Origin of the sequence: Methylobacter psychrophilus, assembly GCF_025583945.1 — a bacterium.
Lineage (GTDB): Bacteria > Pseudomonadota > Gammaproteobacteria > Methylococcales > Methylomonadaceae > Methylobacter_C > Methylobacter_C psychrophilus.
Genome location: NZ_JAOEGU010000005.1, coordinates 86,843 through 104,780, shown reverse-complemented (window position 1 = coordinate 104,780; position 17,938 = coordinate 86,843). Strand labels below are relative to the sequence as shown.

The 17,938-nt window shown below is 41.6% G+C and carries 18 protein-coding genes; 9 read left to right on the top strand and 9 right to left on the bottom strand.

The window, feature by feature from the left end; all coding sequences use genetic code 11:
* Window positions 1–50: 50 nt before the first annotated feature.
* The 3 genes from lysA to N7974_RS04380 all read right to left on the bottom strand — a co-directional run bounded on the left by lysA (window position 51) and on the right by N7974_RS04380 (window position 2,385).
* Window positions 51–1,298, bottom strand: a complete 1,248-nt coding sequence (lysA, locus tag N7974_RS04390; protein WP_262964436.1) for a diaminopimelate decarboxylase — start codon at window positions 1,296–1,298, stop codon at window positions 51–53.
* Between the two features lie 3 nt (window positions 1,299–1,301).
* Window positions 1,302–1,478 (bottom strand): LPS translocon maturation chaperone LptM, encoded by a 177-nt coding sequence (gene lptM / locus N7974_RS20740; protein ID WP_262964435.1) that lies wholly within the window; start codon window positions 1,476–1,478, stop codon window positions 1,302–1,304.
* 220 nt (window positions 1,479–1,698) lie between these two features.
* Window positions 1,699–2,385 carry a histidinol-phosphatase gene (locus N7974_RS04380; RefSeq protein ID WP_262964434.1) on the bottom strand — a complete coding sequence of 229 codons (687 nt, stop codon included), beginning with the start codon at window positions 2,383–2,385 and terminating at the stop codon, window positions 1,699–1,701.
* Window positions 2,386–2,542: 157 nt separating this feature from the next.
* Between N7974_RS04380 and N7974_RS04375 the strand changes: the two genes are divergently transcribed.
* Window positions 2,543–3,094 (top strand): RNA pyrophosphohydrolase, encoded by a 552-nt coding sequence (locus N7974_RS04375; protein WP_262964433.1) that lies wholly within the window; start codon window positions 2,543–2,545, stop codon window positions 3,092–3,094.
* Window positions 3,095–3,328: 234 nt separating this feature from the next.
* Here N7974_RS04375 and corA read toward each other — a convergent pair whose 3' ends face one another.
* Complete coding sequence (gene corA / locus N7974_RS04370) at window positions 3,329–4,393, bottom strand: magnesium/cobalt transporter CorA (protein WP_262964432.1); 1,065 nt, start codon at window positions 4,391–4,393, stop codon at window positions 3,329–3,331.
* 117 nt (window positions 4,394–4,510) lie between these two features.
* Complete coding sequence (epmB, locus tag N7974_RS04365; RefSeq protein WP_262964431.1) at window positions 4,511–5,521, bottom strand: EF-P beta-lysylation protein EpmB; 1,011 nt, start codon at window positions 5,519–5,521, stop codon at window positions 4,511–4,513.
* Between the two features lie 84 nt (window positions 5,522–5,605).
* Here epmB and efp point away from each other — a divergent pair, with 84 nt between their 5' ends.
* From efp to N7974_RS04325, 8 genes are all read left to right on the top strand, one after another.
* On the top strand, window positions 5,606–6,175 hold the full coding sequence (gene efp, locus N7974_RS04360) for an elongation factor P (protein WP_243219820.1): 570 nt from the start codon (window positions 5,606–5,608) through the stop codon (window positions 6,173–6,175).
* Window positions 6,175–7,155: an EF-P lysine aminoacylase EpmA gene (gene epmA, locus N7974_RS04355; protein ID WP_262964430.1), complete on the top strand. Its 981-nt coding sequence runs from the start codon at window positions 6,175–6,177 to the stop codon at window positions 7,153–7,155. Before efp ends, epmA begins: the two co-directional genes overlap by 1 nt.
* A 78-nt stretch (window positions 7,156–7,233) precedes the next feature.
* The gene (bamA, locus tag N7974_RS04350) at window positions 7,234–9,561 is read left to right on the top strand and encodes an outer membrane protein assembly factor BamA (RefSeq protein ID WP_262964429.1); all 2,328 of its coding nucleotides are present in this window, start codon (window positions 7,234–7,236) and stop codon (window positions 9,559–9,561) included.
* Between the two features lie 97 nt (window positions 9,562–9,658).
* Window positions 9,659–10,159 (top strand): OmpH family outer membrane protein, encoded by a 501-nt coding sequence (locus tag N7974_RS04345; protein WP_262964428.1) that lies wholly within the window; start codon window positions 9,659–9,661, stop codon window positions 10,157–10,159.
* A gap of 56 nt (window positions 10,160–10,215) precedes the next feature.
* A complete protein-coding gene (gene fabZ, locus N7974_RS04340) occupies window positions 10,216–10,659 on the top strand; it encodes a 3-hydroxyacyl-ACP dehydratase FabZ (RefSeq protein WP_262964427.1) in 444 nt (147 codons plus the stop codon).
* Window positions 10,638–11,432, top strand: a complete 795-nt coding sequence (gene lpxA / locus N7974_RS04335) for an acyl-ACP--UDP-N-acetylglucosamine O-acyltransferase (RefSeq protein ID WP_262964426.1) — start codon at window positions 10,638–10,640, stop codon at window positions 11,430–11,432. Before fabZ ends, lpxA begins: the two co-directional genes overlap by 22 nt.
* Window positions 11,433–11,470: 38 nt before the next feature.
* Complete coding sequence (rnhB, locus tag N7974_RS04330; RefSeq protein WP_262964425.1) at window positions 11,471–12,082, top strand: ribonuclease HII; 612 nt, start codon at window positions 11,471–11,473, stop codon at window positions 12,080–12,082.
* 176 nt (window positions 12,083–12,258) lie between these two features.
* Window positions 12,259–12,660: a type II toxin-antitoxin system MqsA family antitoxin gene (locus N7974_RS04325; protein WP_262964424.1), complete on the top strand. Its 402-nt coding sequence runs from the start codon at window positions 12,259–12,261 to the stop codon at window positions 12,658–12,660.
* A gap of 58 nt (window positions 12,661–12,718) precedes the next feature.
* On the opposite strand, the gene N7974_RS04320 is transcribed toward N7974_RS04325, so the two are convergent.
* From N7974_RS04320 to dprA, 4 genes are all read right to left on the bottom strand, one after another.
* Window positions 12,719–13,708 carry a serine/threonine protein kinase gene (locus N7974_RS04320; RefSeq protein WP_262964423.1) on the bottom strand — a complete coding sequence of 330 codons (990 nt, stop codon included), beginning with the start codon at window positions 13,706–13,708 and terminating at the stop codon, window positions 12,719–12,721.
* A 230-nt stretch (window positions 13,709–13,938) separates the two neighbouring features.
* Window positions 13,939–16,263 carry a type I DNA topoisomerase gene (topA, locus tag N7974_RS04315; RefSeq protein ID WP_262964422.1) on the bottom strand — a complete coding sequence of 775 codons (2,325 nt, stop codon included), beginning with the start codon at window positions 16,261–16,263 and terminating at the stop codon, window positions 13,939–13,941.
* A gap of 101 nt (window positions 16,264–16,364) precedes the next feature.
* Window positions 16,365–16,832 (bottom strand): DUF494 family protein, encoded by a 468-nt coding sequence (locus tag N7974_RS04310; RefSeq protein ID WP_262964421.1) that lies wholly within the window; start codon window positions 16,830–16,832, stop codon window positions 16,365–16,367.
* A 20-nt stretch (window positions 16,833–16,852) separates the two neighbouring features.
* A complete protein-coding gene (gene dprA / locus N7974_RS04305; RefSeq protein WP_262964420.1) occupies window positions 16,853–17,905 on the bottom strand; it encodes a DNA-processing protein DprA in 1,053 nt (350 codons plus the stop codon).
* Window positions 17,906–17,938: the final 33 nt, after the last annotated feature.

Here is a 17,938-nt window from a genome sequence, read left to right as displayed (position 1 = left end):
CATTTTGCGTAATTTGTTGATCGGGTTGGCTTTACATAAAATAAGTGTGATCAGGGTAATAAATGCTCACCTGCCCACAGCTGTGCAATACTTTCTCTCTCCCTGACTAAATAAACCTGATCGCCATCGACCATTAATTCAGCAACGCGCGGTCTGGAGTTGTAATTGGAGCTCATGGAAAAACCATAAGCCCCCGATGAGCGTATTGCCAACAAATCTCCTTGAGATAACTTAAGGTTACGGTCTTTACCTAAAAAATCACCGGTTTCACAGACTGGCCCGACTATATCCCACACTTGATCGAGTGCGTTACTTTGCTGATTGACGGGAATGATTTCCTGCCAGGCGCTATACAGCGATGGGCGTACCAAATCATTCATGGCAGCATCAACAATGGCGAAGTTTTTATGCGTGGTGGGTTTAAGGTATTCAACCTGGGTCACCAGAATGCCTGCATTGCCAACAATGGCGCGACCAGGTTCCAGTAAAATTTCAAAATCGGTTTTTCCGAGGCGCTCTAAAACCGCTTTTATATAATCAGCGGGTTCAGGTGGCTGTTCTTCGTTGTAACGGATACCGAGTCCGCCACCCAAATCCAGATGATGCAGATGAATACCGTCGGCTTTAAGGGTAGAAACCAGATCAAGGATTTTATCCAGAGCGTCCAGAAATGGCCGTGTTTCTGTGAGCTGTGAGCCTATGTGACAGTCTATACCAATAATATTGATGTTTGGCATAGTCGCTGCGCGGCGATATTGGGTTAATGCCTGTTCAATATCGATACCAAATTTATTTTCTTTTAAACCGGTAGAAATATAAGGATGCGTTTTGGCATCAACATCAGGATTGACTCGAAAAGACACGGGCGCAATAACCCCTAATTGTTCTGCAAGACGGCTAATTCGATCCAGTTCATCGCTGACTTCAATATTAAAACAGCGTATGCCGATTTTTAGCGCCGCTAAAATTTCATCTTCACGTTTACCCACGCCTGAAAAAACGATTTTCCCGGCATCGCCACCAGCAGCAATAACGCGTTGCAGTTCACCTAGCGAGACAATATCAAAACCTGAGCCCAAGCGGGCAAGCAGATTAAGCAAGGCAATATTGGAATTTGCTTTTACGGCATAGCAGATTAAATGCGCTTGGTTGCCGAATGCCAGATCAAAAGCTTTCCAGTGCCGCTCTAGTGTGGCTCTGGAATAAATGTAACAAGGGCTACCGTGTTCGGCAATAATATCTCGCACAGGGACATCTTCGGCGTAAAGCTCATTGTTTCGGTAATTAAAATAATCCATGGTTTACTTGTTTTCTTCGGGTTTAGGTTCGGGTTTTAATTCAGGTTCAGACTTAACTTTGGGTTCAGGTGGCACATAAACCGGTGAGTCTGTACCTGGCAGATAAAGCGGTCCTATTTGCCCGCAGCCTGTTAAGACGGAACACGCGACTAAAAAGAGGAGAAATTGACTGGTTTTCATAAGGCTTCATCATAAATCATTGTTGGCCACTCTGTAGCAAAAACGAATGACATAATAGTATGAATGACCTTGCTTTAGAAAGCGATGACAGTATTTGATTTAATATTGGCTTAAATGGAGAAATATAAATTAAGTCCGTGATTATAAGTTCTTCCGATGCCTCAGCGGATATCGGTTCATTATTGTGGGCAATGGAGGTAAATGTATTAACCTAAACCAATTACTTATGAAAATGTTCGGACGGACACTTTCCCTGTCTTAAGCTGATGATAGGCCAACCAGCAGCCTTGGCAAATGCGGTTAGTTTTTCATCAGGATCAACCGCAACAGGATTATCAACCCATTTAAGTAATGGCAGATCGTTATGTGAATCACTATAAAACCAACTATCCTGCATGGTTTCGTCTGAGGTTTTTAACCATTCTTCCAATAGCTTGACTTTGCCTTCCTGAAAACAAGGTATGCCATTAAAGCGACCGGTATATCTGCCATCGACAAATTCAGGGGTTGTCGCCAATAAATTGTCAATGCCATAAAGTTTAACGATAGGCTCGGTAACAAAGCGGTTGGTTGCGGTAATAACCAGTAACGTATCCCCCCGGTTTTTATGTTTGGCGATAAGTTCCTGCGCGGGTTTTAATAATATCGGTGTGATGATGTCTTGTATAAATTGCGCGCGCCATTGGTGTAGTTGCTCGGGATCATTATTGGCTAGTGGGTGCAATGAAAAGCGCAGAAATTCAATAATATCCAGTGTGCCTTGTTTGTAGTCGTCATAAAATTTGGTATTGGCACTTTCGTAGTGATTTTTATCCACTACGCCTTGGTCAACAAGAAACTGTCCCCATAAGTAATCGCTGTCATCGGCTATCAGGGTATTATCTAAATCAAAAATCGCTAAACTCACGTTAAACCTGTCTGAAGTAATTAAAAGGGCTATGCACTCTGGCATCTAGGGTTTTTTTATGGAACAATGGCGTTATTATAAACAACCTGACCTATTCTTGTAAGTCTACCAGTTAGCAAGATTAAGATATAGGGCGGGTAAAAATGCAGGTTTTAACATGATAGACTCTAAAGGATACCGACCTAATGTCGGAATCATCCTTTGCAATGACGAGGGTCGCGTGTTTTGGGCAAAACGGATGGGCGTGAACGCATGGCAGTTTCCGCAAGGCGGAATAAATGATAACGAAGACCCTGAAGCAGCGATGTATCGAGAATTGTGGGAAGAAACAGGGCTGCAGCAGCAGCATGTGCAAGTATTAGGGCGTACGCGCTACTGGTTAAGGTATCAGTTGCCGGAGCGATATATCAGAAAGAGCTCCATGCCTTTATGTATAGGCCAAAAGCAAATCTGGTATATGCTGAGGCTTATAACAGCTGACTCAACGGTGCGTTTTGATCATTGTGCCAAGCCGGAGTTTGATAGTTGGCGCTGGGTCGATTATTGGGAGCCGCTTAATGATGTTGTGTATTTCAAGCGTAAGGTTTATCAAAAAGCGATGATTGAGCTGGGTGCTATTCTGGCGACAGAATCTGTGCCCGTTAGTGCGGTCAGTTATTTGGCAAAAGATCATAAGAGTTTTAAAGTGAAGGGCTCAAGGTCAAAATGATGCTCCGCTGGAGTTGCAATAACAGGTATATCTGATGAATATAGAATCAACTTTTCCGGTAGCGAGATAATTCCGGATTTTATCTTGCTATACATTTTCAGATAAATAATTGCTATACCAACAGATAACATCCCTTGAAGGGATGGTATCTGCATAAGCTTTAAATAACGCATAGTGGCAATTTAATTTCTGAAAGTCTATACAAAGGCTGATTGTTAAATGAGAGCATGGTACCTACAGCCATTTCTTTTTCTTAAAAAAGCGCAGCAAAAACACCGAGACACTAATAAAAAAAATCCATAATACCGGATAACCCCATCGCCATTTTAATTCCGGCATATATTCAAAGTTCATACCATAAACGCCCGCGATAAAAGTTAATGGAATAAATATCGAGGCAAACACGGTAAGAACTTTCATGGTTTCATTCATTTTATTACTGACACTGGATAAATAAATATCCAGCATACCGGCGATTAAATCGCGATAAGATTCTATCGCTTCAATAATACGTATGGCGTGATCATAAACATCACCGAAATAACGCCGGGTTTTTTCATTGATTAAGGGTGATTCGCTGCGCTGAATGCCTGCCAATAATTCACGTAGAGGCGATACTGACCGGCGTAAAAAAATTAATTCACGCTTGATTTTCTGGATGGTTGCCAGGGTTTCTGATGACGGATCAGAGAGTAATGTCTCTTCAACGGATTCGATCAGATCATCAAAGGTATCTTGCACGGCAAAATACTCATCAACAACGGTATCCATAATCAGATAGGCAAGATAATCAGTGCCCAGGTTTCTGATTTGACTTTTATCGTTATCAAGGCGGTTTAGAATGGGATTAAACAGTTCGTTAGGTTTTTCTATAAAGGTAAATACGAAGTTATTTAATATCAATAAGCTGATTTGTTCGTAGCCGATGTTAAAGTCTTTGTTACTTAAGGTAATCGCTTTAATGACGATATACAGATAATCATTAAATTCCTCGAATTTTGGCCGTTGATGGGTATTAAGAATATCTTCGAGCACTAATGAATGTATATCAAAATAGTGGCCTATGGCATCAATAATGGAGACATCTTTTAAGCCGTCAACAATTACCCATGTTATGGTGTCGGTTGTTTTGTAAGGGAGAAGTTCTTCAATGGATTTGACGGTGTGTCTTGTCAAGGTCGATTTATTGTAATTTATTACAGAAATTTTATGCTCATGTGTATGTACTTCGCCAACATGCACTAGCGATCCTGGTGGCAAACCTGATTTTTCAGAAGAGAAGCTAAGTGATTCCGACATGGGGTGTCCTTGTTTTGATCGGGTTATTTTTCCGAAATTAATGTTTGCAGGAGTGGCCACGCGAGTAAGTAGCCACATTAATACCAAGATATTGCAGGCATGGTATGCTGCTGTGATTTACAGAATGGTTTGTTTGGATAGTGCTCCTGCCTGTTCTTTAACCAATTTTGGTACGAGGTAGCCGGGTAGGGTGGCTTGAACCTCTTTGATAAGATCTATTGCTACTGTTTCAGAGACTTCAAAATGTCCGGTTCCAGTCGCCTTATCGAGTAGGTGTAGATAATAAGGGATAATGCCTTGACCAAAAAGCTGTTCACTTAATTCGCATAGCACAGCTACGTTATCATTAACGTCTTTTAACAAGACTGATTGATTAAATAAGGTAATGCCTTTATTTCTCAGTAGCTTAAAGGCAGTAATGACACGCGGGCTTATTTCATTGGCATGGTTGCAGTGGACCACTATCACTATTTGTTTTGAGCTTTGCGTTAAGGTGTTAATGAGATCATCAGTTATTCGTGCCGGTAAAACGATAGGTAAGCGTGTGTGTATCCGGATGCGTTTTAAATGCGGGATAGCGTTTAATTGGGCAACAAGTTTTGCTAATCGTGTATCGTTCAGTAACAACGGGTCGCCGCCGCTTAAAATAACTTCCGAGATATCAGGATTATCTTGAATATACTGGATCCCGGCATTTTCATTTTGTTTACTTAGTTGAAGGTCGGCATAAGGAAAGTTACGGCGGAAACAATATCGGCAGTTAATGGCGCAACTGCCGGTGTTGATAAATAAAACCCGACCATGATATTTGTGTAAAACACCTGTTTGAGTTGCAGAGGGGAGATCACCAACCGGATCGTTACTAAACCCGGGGTATGCAAATAATTCGTTTTTAATCGGCAATACTTGCCGTAATAAAGGATCATTGGGATTACCTTTTTGCATACTGGCAGCAAAACTTAAAGGGACCCGTAACGGGAAGTTTTCGGCAGCAGCAACTGAAACAGGTAAGTCATTAACTGATAAGCGCAGATAATGACATAAGCTCTCAATATTATTAAAGGCTTCGGCTAGTTGTTGTTGCCAGTTTTTAGTAAAGTGCAGGGTTTCGTTAAGGTCTTCTGACATGAAAGTAGTTATTTAAAGTTTCTATCGATTGTTGGCTCTATTATAATGATTATGTTTTACATTGTTTGTCATCTTGAGGATAAAATGGCCAGTTATAGCACCAATGAATTTAAAGCCGGATTAAAAGTCATGTTGGATAATGACCCCTGCGCAATTATTGAAAATGAATTTGTAAAGCCGGGTAAGGGACAGGCCTTCAATCGGGTCAAAATCAGAAACCTTAAGACAGGGCGAGTGATTGAGAGAACTTTTAAATCAGGTGACTCTCTTGAGGGCGCTGATGTAGTTGATGTTGCGATGCAATATCTGTATAACGATGGCGAGTTTAGACACTTTATGGTGCCGGATACGTTTGAGCAGTATCAATGTGATGAAAAATCCATCGGTGATACCAGTAAATGGCTTAAAGATCAGGATTCTTGTACTGTTACTTTATGGAATGACGCACCTTTAGCGGTATCACCGCCCAATTTTGTTGAATTGGCGATAGTTGAAACTGATCCGGGTGTGCGTGGTGATACTTCTGGTGGTGGCGGCAAGCCCGCTGTTTTGGAGACAGGTGCGGTAGTTAGAGTGCCATTATTCGTGCAACAAGGTGAAGTGATTAAAGTTGATACCCGCACCGGTGAATACATTTCACGTGTGAAAGAATAGTGCTAAATGAGTGGCGGCCAACATGCTCCGTAGATATGATGCGTTTAAGAGCGCAAGTACTTAAAGACATACGGCAGTTTTTTTCAGCAAGAGCGGTACTTGAAGTAGAGACGCCCTTGCTGGGTAATAGCTGTGGAACAGATCCACAATTAGACTTTTTTACGACTGATTTTTGTTTGCCTCCACTACAGCAGGGTTTGTTTTTACAAACATCGCCTGAGTTTGCCATGAAACGCTTGCTGGCTGCGGGTAGTGGATCCATCTATCAAATAGGCAAAGCATTCAGGAATGGTGAATCAGGACGCTTTCATAATCCTGAATTTACCCTATTGGAGTGGTATCAGGTTGGCTTTACCTTGCCTCAGTTAATGGATGAAATTGCCGAGTTAATGACGGTTTTGTTTGCGGGCCGTAAAGATTTGAGCCCGACACAACGAACTAGTTATCAGGAAGTATTTCAACTTTATACGGGTTTGAATCCTTTAGAATTTTCTTGTCAGGATTACTGTGCTTATGCACGGTATAATGACCTGTCTGAAGCGATCGATATCTGTGGCATTGACCATGGATTATGGCTGGATTTTATTTTTAGTCATCGGGTTCAGCCAAACTTGGGTGAAAATGCCGTGTGTATGGTTTATGATTATCCGTCCTGCCAGTCGTCACTAGCCCGCGTTAATGAATGTAACCCGGAAGTTACCGATCGTGTCGAGATTTTTATCAATGGCATTGAATTAGGTAATGGTTATTATGAATTAATTGACTCGCAAGAACAGAGTCGGCGCTTTGATGAAGAAATTGTTGTCAGGCAGCAAAGAAAACGACCTGTTACCGTTAAGGACAAGCATCTTGTTGCCGCGTTGGAATCGGGGTTGCCCGAATGTTCCGGGATGGCTATAGGCTTGGATCGTTTACTGATGTTAATGACCAACAGTGCAACGATTAATGAAGTGCTTAATTTTCCTGTACACAGGGCTTAAGCTTGTTCAAGATTTATTGTGCTATAATGCCGCGTTTTTAATCGTTCTGACCCTAATGTTTTATTTTTAGCCACCTACATGAAATCAAATACTTTTTCTCGCTTATTATTGTTGGGTCTGCTTGTGTCGCAGGGGGTTAAAGGTGATGAAGAATTCGTTGTTAAGGATATTCAGGTCAAAGGTCTGCAGCGCATCTCTTTAGGTACTGTTTACAACTATCTTCCCGTTAATGTCGGTGAAAGGTTTTCTTTGGATAATGTTTCACCAGCCATTAAGGCCTTGTTTAAAACAGGTTTTTTTAAAGATGTAACGTTGGAAAGAGAAGGTTCAACGTTAATTGTCAAGGTGGTGGAGCGTCCATCAATAGCAAAAATAATTTTTGAAGGTAATAAAGATCTGAGTAAAGATGACCTGACCAAGGCCTTGGATAAAATTGGTTTGGCTGAAGGTAAAATATTTGACCGGCAAGTTCTTGATAAGGTGGAGCAGGAATTAACACGCCAATATTTGAGTCATGGTAAATATGGCTTAAAAATTAAAACAGACGTGTCGAATTTGACAAGGAATCGTGTTGGTATCCATATTAAAATTTCTGAGGGTAGGGTTACCAAAATCAAGCAGATTAATGTGGTTGGTAATAATGCTTTTGATGATAAAACCCTGATAGGGAAATTTGAATTAAGCACGTCCAATTTATTATCCTTTTACACGAAGGACGATCAGTATTCCAAACAAAAGTTGGCTGGCGATTTAGAAACTCTTCGGTCTTATTATCTGGATCGTGGTTATGTTAATTTTGCCGTTGAATCTACTCAGGTAGCTATTACGCCGGATAAAAAAGATATATACGTCACTATTAATATCAAAGAAGGTGATGTTTACAAACTGTCCAAAGTAAAATTGGCCGGTAATTTGGTGGTAGCACCTGATGAATTAATTAAACTGGTTAGTATCGGGCCAACCGAGATATTCTCCAGAAAAAGTGCAACTGAAACCTCAAAGGCCATCCAAGATCGTTTGGGGGATGAGGGTTATGCTTTTGCCAACGTTAATATGGTGCCTGAAATTAACGAAAGCCAAAAAACAGTGGATATGACCTTTTTTGTTGATCCTGGAAAGCGTGTTTATGTCCACCGTATTAATATGAGTGGTAATACTAAAACCCGTGATGAAGTACTGCGTCGCGAAATGCGTCAAATGGAAGCCAGTTGGGCATCGAGTTCTAAAATTGAACGCTCGAAAACACGTCTTGAACGGTTGGGTTATTTTGAAACAGTCAATGTAGAAACGCCACCGGTTGTGGGTACTTCCGATCAGATTGATGTTAATTACAAGGTAGTGGAGAAGGCTTCAGGCAATTTGTCGGCGGGTGTCGGCTTTTCCCAGGTTCAAGGGATAGTATTAAATGCCAATATTGCTCAGGATAATATCTTTGGTTCGGGTAAACGGGTCAACATAGCGTTTAATAACAGCTCTTATTTGACCAGTTATCAGTTTGGTTTTTTTAATCCTTACTTTACAACGGATGGCGTTAGTCAGGGTTATAATCTGGGTTATACCAAGCGAAATGCCGGAGCCATCAATATTGCCAATTACAATACCAATATTGCCAATGCCGGTATTAATTTTGGTATTCCCTTGAATGAATTCGATCAGTTACGCTTTGATACTGATGTAAAGCACACTACCTTAGGAACCACTTATTACTCTTCCAATGAAATTAAAAGCTTTATTGCTGAGCAGGGTGACAAGTTTTTTACCCTTGGTCAGTCTGTGAGTTGGTCTCACGATACCCTTAACAGGGCTTTGTTTCCCAATAAAGGCGGGCAGCAAAGATTATCCGGCTTAATAACTGTTCCTGGTAGTGATCTGGAATATTATAAAATAGGTTATCGGCATCAACATTATTTTCCATTAGCCAAAGATTTTACCTTCAAGTTGAATGGAGAAGTCGGCTATGGTGGAGGTTATGGAAATACCAACGCATTACCTTTCTTTGAAAATTATTTCGCCGGCGGTACCGGATCAATACGTGGCTTTAAAAATAATACGCTGGGCCCCAGGGATTCCAATGGTTACCCGCTCGGTGGTACGACTAAAATAATGGCTAATGCCGAGTTGTTTTTTCCGGTACCTTTTATGGCGGAAACCAAGTCGATCAGATTGGGAACATTTTTTGATGCGGGTTCATTAAATGATAGTTTTAGCATCAATAACCTGAAATATTCTGCAGGTATTTCAGGTGAGTGGTTATCGCCATTCGGTGCGTTATCGGTGAGTGCGGCATATCCCTTGAATAAAGGAACTTATACTTATAATAATGCTGCTCCTGGTTCACCGGCTAATGATATCACTGCAAATGATCAAACACAGTTCTTCCAATTCAATTTTGGTCAGAATTTCTGATAAGTTGTTTTGGTTTAACAGGCTTATCCCCTATAATTTACAAAATATTATTTTTATTCATACTTTACTTTAATACTAACCGGAGATCGATTTAACAATGAAAACAAAAATTTCTTTATTTTTAGGGCTGATGTTTTTTGCAAATGCCAGTTTTGCAGATTTAAAAATTGGTTTTGTCAATATACCTGCTGTTCTTGAAAAAGCGCCTCAAGCTGAAAAAGCTAAAAAACGTTTGGAACAAAAATTTTCACCTAGAGACAAGCAACTGGTTGCTCAACAAAAAGAAATTCAGGGTATGGAAGAAAAACTGGCCAAGGATGCTTCAGTGATGAGTGATTCCGAGAAAAGTAATCTTGAAAAAGACATTATCAATAAGAAAAGGGATGCAAAAAGATCTCAGCAGGAATTTAGCGAAGATTTTAATGCCAGCCGTAATGAAGAATTGGGTAAATTGCAACGTCGTATCGTTGAAGCCGTTCGAAACATAGCTAAAGATGATGAATATGATTTACTGCTGACTGATGGTGTTATTTACGCTAAAGACCAGTTTGATATTACTGCCCAAGTTCAGAAAAAACTGTCAACAATGCCTGAGTAAATGATTTACTACTATTCAAGTACACTACTAACCTCTTTTATAAAGCACTCTACATCATGTCTATCAAGTTAGATATTTTACAAATACAAGCATTCTTGCCACATCGATACCCTTTTCTATTGGTTGACAAAGTGATTGAGTGTGAGCCTGGTATCAGGCTGTTAGGAGTGAAAAATGTCACTTATAACGAACCCTTTTTTCAGGGTCATTTTCCACAAAAACCCATTATGCCGGGTGTTTTGATTTTGGAGGCTTTGGCTCAAACGACGGGGCTGTTAGCTTCAGAAACCGCCGGGGCTGAATTGAAAGGTATGATCTATTATTTGGTGGGTATTGATAAAGCCAAGTTTAAAAGGCCGGTTGTACCCGGAGATCAATTAATGTTGGAAGCCAAATTTGTTAAAAGCAGGCGTAATATCTGGGCATTTGAATGCCGTGCGGAAGTTGACGGCGAATTTGTCGCAAGTGCCGAGATTAGATGTGCCGCGGTGGTAGAATAATTTTGATTGATCCAACAGCCATAATTGATAGTCATGCTGAATTGGCCGATGATGTATCCGTTGGCGCTTTTTCTGTCATCGGTGCGGAGGTAAAAATTGATGCTGGTACGGTCATCGGTCCCCATGTTGTTATTAAAGGACCTACTTCCATTGGGAAGGATAACCGTATCTATCAATTCACATCAATCGGTGAAGATCCACAAGACAAAAAATATGCGTCTGAGATTACCCGGCTTGAAATTGGTGACAGAAACACTATTCGAGAATTTACTTCCATGCACAGAGGAACCCAGCAAGATAATGGTGTTACCAAAATAGGCAGTGATAATCTGTTTATGGCTTACACCCATGTCGCTCATGATTGTATTATTGGTGATAATGTTATCATGGCTAATGGCGCATCATTAGCCGGGCATGTGCATTTAAACGATCATGCCATCCTGGGCGGATTTACCTTGGTGCATCAGTTCACCCAAATAGGGCAATACAGCTTTGCGGCTATGGGTAGTGCTATCACCCAGGATATTCCGCCTTTTGTTATGGTTGGTGGCAAACCTACCCGGCCACATGGTATAAATTCAGTAGGTATGGAGCGCAATAACGTATCCGCTGAAGATATCAGATTAATTAGAAATGCTTATAAAATAATCTATAAAATGAATTTACGCTTGGAAGATGCCATAGAGAAAATGGAAGAGTTGGCTAGTGACAGTAAGCAATTAGCTGATATGATTAATTTTTTGCGTAATGTACATAGAGGAATATTACGCTAGGTTTTACTGGTAAATCTAATTTACGTGACATTGTTGCTATGGATGACGACTTGATTCAAATACCCCCCGGTTTTCTGGTTGCCGGTGTCGATGAGGCCGGTCGTGGACCGCTTGCGGGTCCCGTAGTCGCAGCAGCCGTTATTCTTGATCCGCTAAAGTACATTGATGGCTTGGCTGACTCCAAAGTACTCAGTGAGCGAAAACGCGACAGTCTTTTTGAGATTATTAAGACAGATGCTTTAAGTTGGTCGGTGGCAATAGCCAGTGTTGAAGAGATTGATGAGCTAAACATTCTACAGGCAACCCTGCTTGCCATGCAGCGAGCGGTAAATGGCCTGTCAATTGTGCCTGATCAAGTTTTAGTCGACGGTAACTGCCTCCCCAAGTTACTTATTCCTGCCCAAGCGATCATTAAAGGTGATAGTAAAGTCAAGGCAATCAGTGCCGCTTCTATCCTGGCAAAAGTTGAGCGTGATAAAATCATGGTTGACTATTACAAAAAATATCCTGATTATTCGTTTCACCTGCATAAAGGCTACGGTACCAAGCAGCACTTAAAAGAGCTTGAGCAATTTGGTTTTTTATCCATACACAGGAAAACATTTAATCCTGTAAGAACCATGATACTTCAGCAAAAGTTAGTTGGTTAATCCAATTAAAAGCTTATCACCACGAAGACACGAAGGACACGAAGTTTTTTTCCTTCGTGGTGAATAACGTATTGTTTTAATTCATGTAGTTCGGGTAACGGCTTTATCGTTGCCCGATATTACGGTAGTTAAAATTGAAACGATATCAAGCTCGTGTCTTTTAAGGAGTTATGATTATGAAATGTCCATCTTGTGCAGCGGTGGAATTAGTGCATGACACCCGTGACATGCCATATACCTACAAAGGTGAATCAACCGTTATCCCAGCAGTAACCGGCGATTTCTGCCCGGCCTGCGATGAATCCATATTGAATGTGGTTGAATCGCGGCGTACGATGAGCTGTATGTTGGAATTTAATAAACAGGTGAATGCATCGATTGTCGATCCTGACTTTATTGCCAGTGTCCGTAAAAAGCTCGCACTTGATCAGCGTGAGGCATCCGAAATTTTTGGTGGTGGCATTAATGCGTTCTCGCGTTACGAAACGGGTAAGACTAAACCTTCATTGGCGCTGGTGAAGCTACTCAAGGTACTTGACCGTCACCCTGATCTACTGAACGAAGTTAGGGCAGCCTGACGTCACTTAAACAGTTTTAGAAGCACTTTCTTCGTGTCTTCGTGGTGAAAAAATTATTTCAACTTGACCTGAGTGGTTCCTCATCCATTAATGCAATCTGTTCGCGTAGTTCAATGATACGATCCTGCCAGTAACGTGGAGTATTAAACCACGGGAAGGCCATAGGAAATGCAGGATCATCCCAGCGTTTTGCAATCCAGGCAGAATAATGGATCAAACGTAAAGTTCGCAGGGCTTCCAGTAGATGTAATTCGTTGGTATTGAAATCGTAAAATGTCTGATAGCCAGTCAGTAGATGGTTGAGTTGCAAAGTCATCTCGTCACGGTCACCTGAAAGCAACATCCATAAATCCTGTATCGCAGGTCCCATTCGGCAATCATCAAAATCAACGAAATGAGGCCCGTCATCGGTCCATAAAATATTGCCTGGATAGCAGTCACCATGCAGTCTTAGGCTTTTTACCTTGCCGGCGCGTTCAAAACATCGTCTTACCGAGTCCAGTGCATAAGCGTTAACGCTACTATAAGCATTCAGCAGATCTGCTGGAATAAAATTATGAGTTAGCAGGTAAGCGCTAGGTTCGTCGCCAAAATTGGTAATATTTAGCGCTGGGCGTTCTTTAAAAGGTTTTAACGCGCCAATGGCATGAATACGGCCAATAAAACGCCCCATCCATTCCAGTTTTTCACGACCTTCAATTTCTGGTACGCGTCCGCCTTGTTTGGGAAATACAGAAAACCGAAAGCCCTCGATTTCATTGAGCGTCTGATTGTCGTTGAATAGTAAGGGAGGGACTACGGGTATTTCATTTTCTGCCAATTCCTGAATAAATGCGTGTTCTTCAACGATCGCAGCGGTTGTCCAGCGGTTGGGCCTATAAAACTTGGTGACAACCATCGGGGCATTCTCTCTGCCAACCTGATAAACGCGGTTTTCATAGCTGTTAAGTGCAAGCAATCGCCCATCACCAGGCAAGCCCACACTATCCATAGCAAGTAAAATGATATCGGGAGTTAGTGCTGAAAAAGGTGTAAGTTGAGTATTCATAAGGTCATTGTAACCTTGAATACGCAGTAAAGTCAGTCAGATTGACTAATAAGGCACGAAAAACACAGAAATAATTAATGCCAGAGCCCGGAAAAAGTATTTTGTCCACGAAAAGCACAAATAAATAACTTACCCTGTTACCAAAATCTATCTATTGGCTAAGCATCTAAAGGCAGGTAGCACTATTAAATATTGTCGTATTTTTCGCGGATAAAATTTTATAAAGTTATTTATTCAGTTGTTTCTTTAGGGCCTTGGGCATCAGCAGGGTCGCCTTCATAAGGAGTGGCATAGCTGCATTCTTTTTGTGGACAGACTTTTTCGACGCCATGTCTTTTGGTTTCTTTTACCGTCAAAATAGGCCAGCTACATTGCGGGCAGGGTTCATTGATCGGCATGTTCCAGAGTGCGTAATTACATTTTGGATAGCCCGAGCATGAATAAAATACTTTGCCATTGCGTGACTTACGTTTAAGTATCGAGCCTTTATTGCATTGCGGGCATTCGACACCGGTATCGGCAGGCTTTTCCAAGGGTTCAATATGGCGACAAGTTGGATAAGCGCTGCAACCGATGAATTTACCATAGCGACCGGTTTTGAAAATTAACGGCGATTCGCATTCAGGACAGGCTCGGCCTTCTACTGTTTCCGGTTCATCGGAAGCACCGGCATCATCATTTAAATTACGGGTATAGGAGCATTCAGGATAATTGGTACAGCCTATAAACCGACCATTTCTACCCAGGCGGATGGATAATGGACTGTCACAGGTCGGACATTTTTCATCAATCGCTTCCTGGGTAACATCTTTGCGCTGAACACTGGCATCTTTTTCCTGAACGGTTGCATGAAAAGGTTTCCAGAATTCATGCATTAATGGAATCCAATCTTTTTCACCACGGGAAACAGCGTCAAGCTCATCTTCTAAATTAGCGGTAAAATCATAATCAACGTATTTTGAAAAGTGTTCAGTCAAAAACTTATTAACGATTCTGCCTACATCGGTAGGGTAAAAACGTTTACTGTCCAGAGTGACATATTCGCGGTTTTGCAGGGTGGAAATAATTGACGCGTACGTAGAAGGCCGTCCTATACCGTGTTCTTCAAGCGATTTTACCAGGCTGGCTTCGCCATAACGTGGTGGCGGCTCAGTAAAATGTTGAGCGGCAATAATGTCGTTGAGAGTGACTGGCCTGCCTTCTTCAAGTGGTGGTAAAAAGCTTTCCTTATCATCACTTTCCTTGCTGTCATCTTTTCCTTCAAGATAAACTGCCATAAATCCGGGGATGGCAATAGTAGAGCCTGTTGCTCTAAAGCTATGTTTACCGTCACCACAGGTTAAATCAACAGCGACCATATTAAGAGTCGCATGAATCATTTGGCAGGCTATAGTACGCTTCCAGATTAGATCGTACAGCTTGTATTGTTCAATACTGAGGTGGTCTTTTATCTGGCTCGGTAAATGTCTTGGGTAAGTGGGGCGTATCGCTTCATGTGCTTCCTGGGCATTTTTTGATTTGGTTTTGAACAGTCTGGGTTCTTTAGGCACATTATCAGCGCCGTATTTTTCTGCAATCAGTATGCGCATTTCCTCTACGGCTTCTACTGACAAGTTAACCGAATCGGTACGCATATAGGTAATCAGACCTTCTGTTTCGCCACCTATATCGATACCTTCATACAGTTGTTGGGCCACTATCATGGTGCGTTTGGTGGTAAAGCCCAGTTTCCGTGAGGCTTCCTGTTGCAAAGTCGAGGTTATAAAAGGCGGCGCAGGGTTACGTTTTTGCTGTTTCTTTTCCAGTTTGGCAACCAGTAACTGTCCATCGGCTGTTGTTAGTAGTGCCTGCTTTGTCTTTTCTGCCAAGGCTTCATCGGTAATGCTGAATTGAGTCAGTTTTTGACCATCAAACTGGGTCAGTTTAGCTTTAAACTTTTGTTCATGAGCTGTCAATGCCGCATCAATAGTCCAGTATTCACGGTTTTTGAAGGCTTCAATTTCAAGTTCACGTTCAACTATCATTCGTAAGGCAGGGCTTTGTACGCGACCGGCTGACAGGCCGCGGCGGATTTTTTTCCATAATAACGGTGATAAATTAAAGCCAACCAGATAATCCAAGGCACGACGCGCCTGTTGGGCATTGATTAGATTAATGGCCAGCTTTTCAGGATTGGCAATCGCTTCAGTGACGGCTTTTTTAGTGATTTCATGAAAGACTACGCGATGTACCGGTTTGTCTTTGAGTAATTTCTTTTCTCTTAGTAGTTCAAGCAAATGCCAGGAAATGGCTTCCCCTTCTCTATCAGGATCGGTTGCCAGATATAAGGTGTCTGCTGATTTAAGTGCTTTGCTGATAGCCTGAACATGACGCTGATTGCGATCTATGACTTCATATTTCATGGCGAAATCATTATTCGGGTCAACGGCACCCTCTTTGGGAATAAGGTCGCGGACGTGTCCATAAGAGGCTAAAACCTGAAAGTCTTTGCCTAAATATTTCTCGATAGTTTTTGCTTTTGCAGGAGATTCTACAATGACAAGATTTTTACTCATTTAAGGTTCAATGTTCAAGGTGAAAGGCAAAAGGTGAAGATTTATGGTTCTTAAGACTCAAGGCAGGTATTATTTAACCTTGAAGCTTGTATCTTTTTACCTTAATGTAAATAGTTAGGGACAAGATCATAAACGATATCTTCCATTCTGGAAAAGGCAATTTCTTCATCAGGCTGGCTAAGCAAAATCATTAACACAATCCATTTCAGCTTTTCCATGGATATTTCTTCATTTTCGAGTGCCATTGCACGATCAATAACAATTTCCCGATTGGCCGAATTTAAAATGCCATTTTGTTCAAGAAACATAATAAGATTACGGCATTCAAGATCAAGTTTTGCTGTTTCCTGAGAGCAGAAAATACGAAACGCAGGCGCGATAGTTGGCTTTATCGCACGCTGCAGGCTAAGTGAGTCAAGCCAATCAAAGGCTTTATTAACCTCGCAGGACTCAAAACCTGCTTCCAGTAATTCCGTTCTAATTGCATCGCTATCAGGAAGGATTTCAATTTCATCTTCCATATAGTTTTCAAATAAATACATTAGGACATCAAAAATATTTTCTTTCATAGTGTGTTTGTTGTTTATAATTATTTTACTCTCATATAGCAACCGCCAGCGGTTGCTTCCAGATAACCTTGAAGCTCGAGAATCAGTAACATTGAGGAAATAACTTCAACGGATTCACCGGTATTCTCAACCAGGCTGTCAATAGAGGTTGGGCTAAACATGACGTGATTCAACAATGTTTCTTGCTCCGGGTCAAGTGTTGATTCCATGGTAAATGATAGCAATTTTTCATCTTGTGAATAATATTGATTTAATTCTTCAAGAATATCCTGGGTGGTTTCGACAAGTTTTGCCCCATTACGAATAAGTGCATTGCAGCCTCGCGCCAAAGGATTATGAATGGAACCTGGAATAGCAAAAACCTCGCGATTTTGTTCTAAAGCCATTCTGGCAGTTATTAACGAACCGCTTTGCTTGGCGGCTTCAACAACCAGAAGGCCTTGGCACAGTCCGCTGATAATGCGGTTTCGTCTCGGAAAATGATTGGCTTTTGCGGTAGTGCCAGGTGGAAATTCCGAGATCATCGCGCCGGTAGTAACAATTTCGGTTGCCAAGTCTTTATGTCGGGCAGGATAGACTCGATCCAGTCCGGTTCCTGCCACGGCAATTGTAAAGCCTTGCGCATTTAATGCGCCTCGATGGCTGGCTGCATCTATACCCAAAGCCAGGCCACTGGTGATAACAAAACCGTGACGGCACAATGTCTTGGCAAAATTGAATGCAGTTTCCTCACCTAACGATGAAGGATTTCGACTGCCAACGATGGCAATCTGTGGTAATGCCAATAAATCAGGGTTTCCGCGTACAAATAAAATGGGCGGTGGATCCGCAATTTCCTTTAATTGCAAAGGATAATTTGTATCGTTAAAGGTGATTGCGAGGTTGTTTTTTTGTTCCAGCCAAGAGATATCGTAATCTATTATTGTCCAGTCCGGATTTTTGATGGCATGAATAATATCACTTTTTAAGCCTAAAGCAGAAAGGGCTGATGCCGATTCTGTAAATAACTGTGCAGGTGTATGCGTTTTCAGGAGGCCAATAAATGTCCGACAACCGACACCTGGGGTGCGCAACAGGGCAAGCCAGTATTTTAAATCATTGTCAGT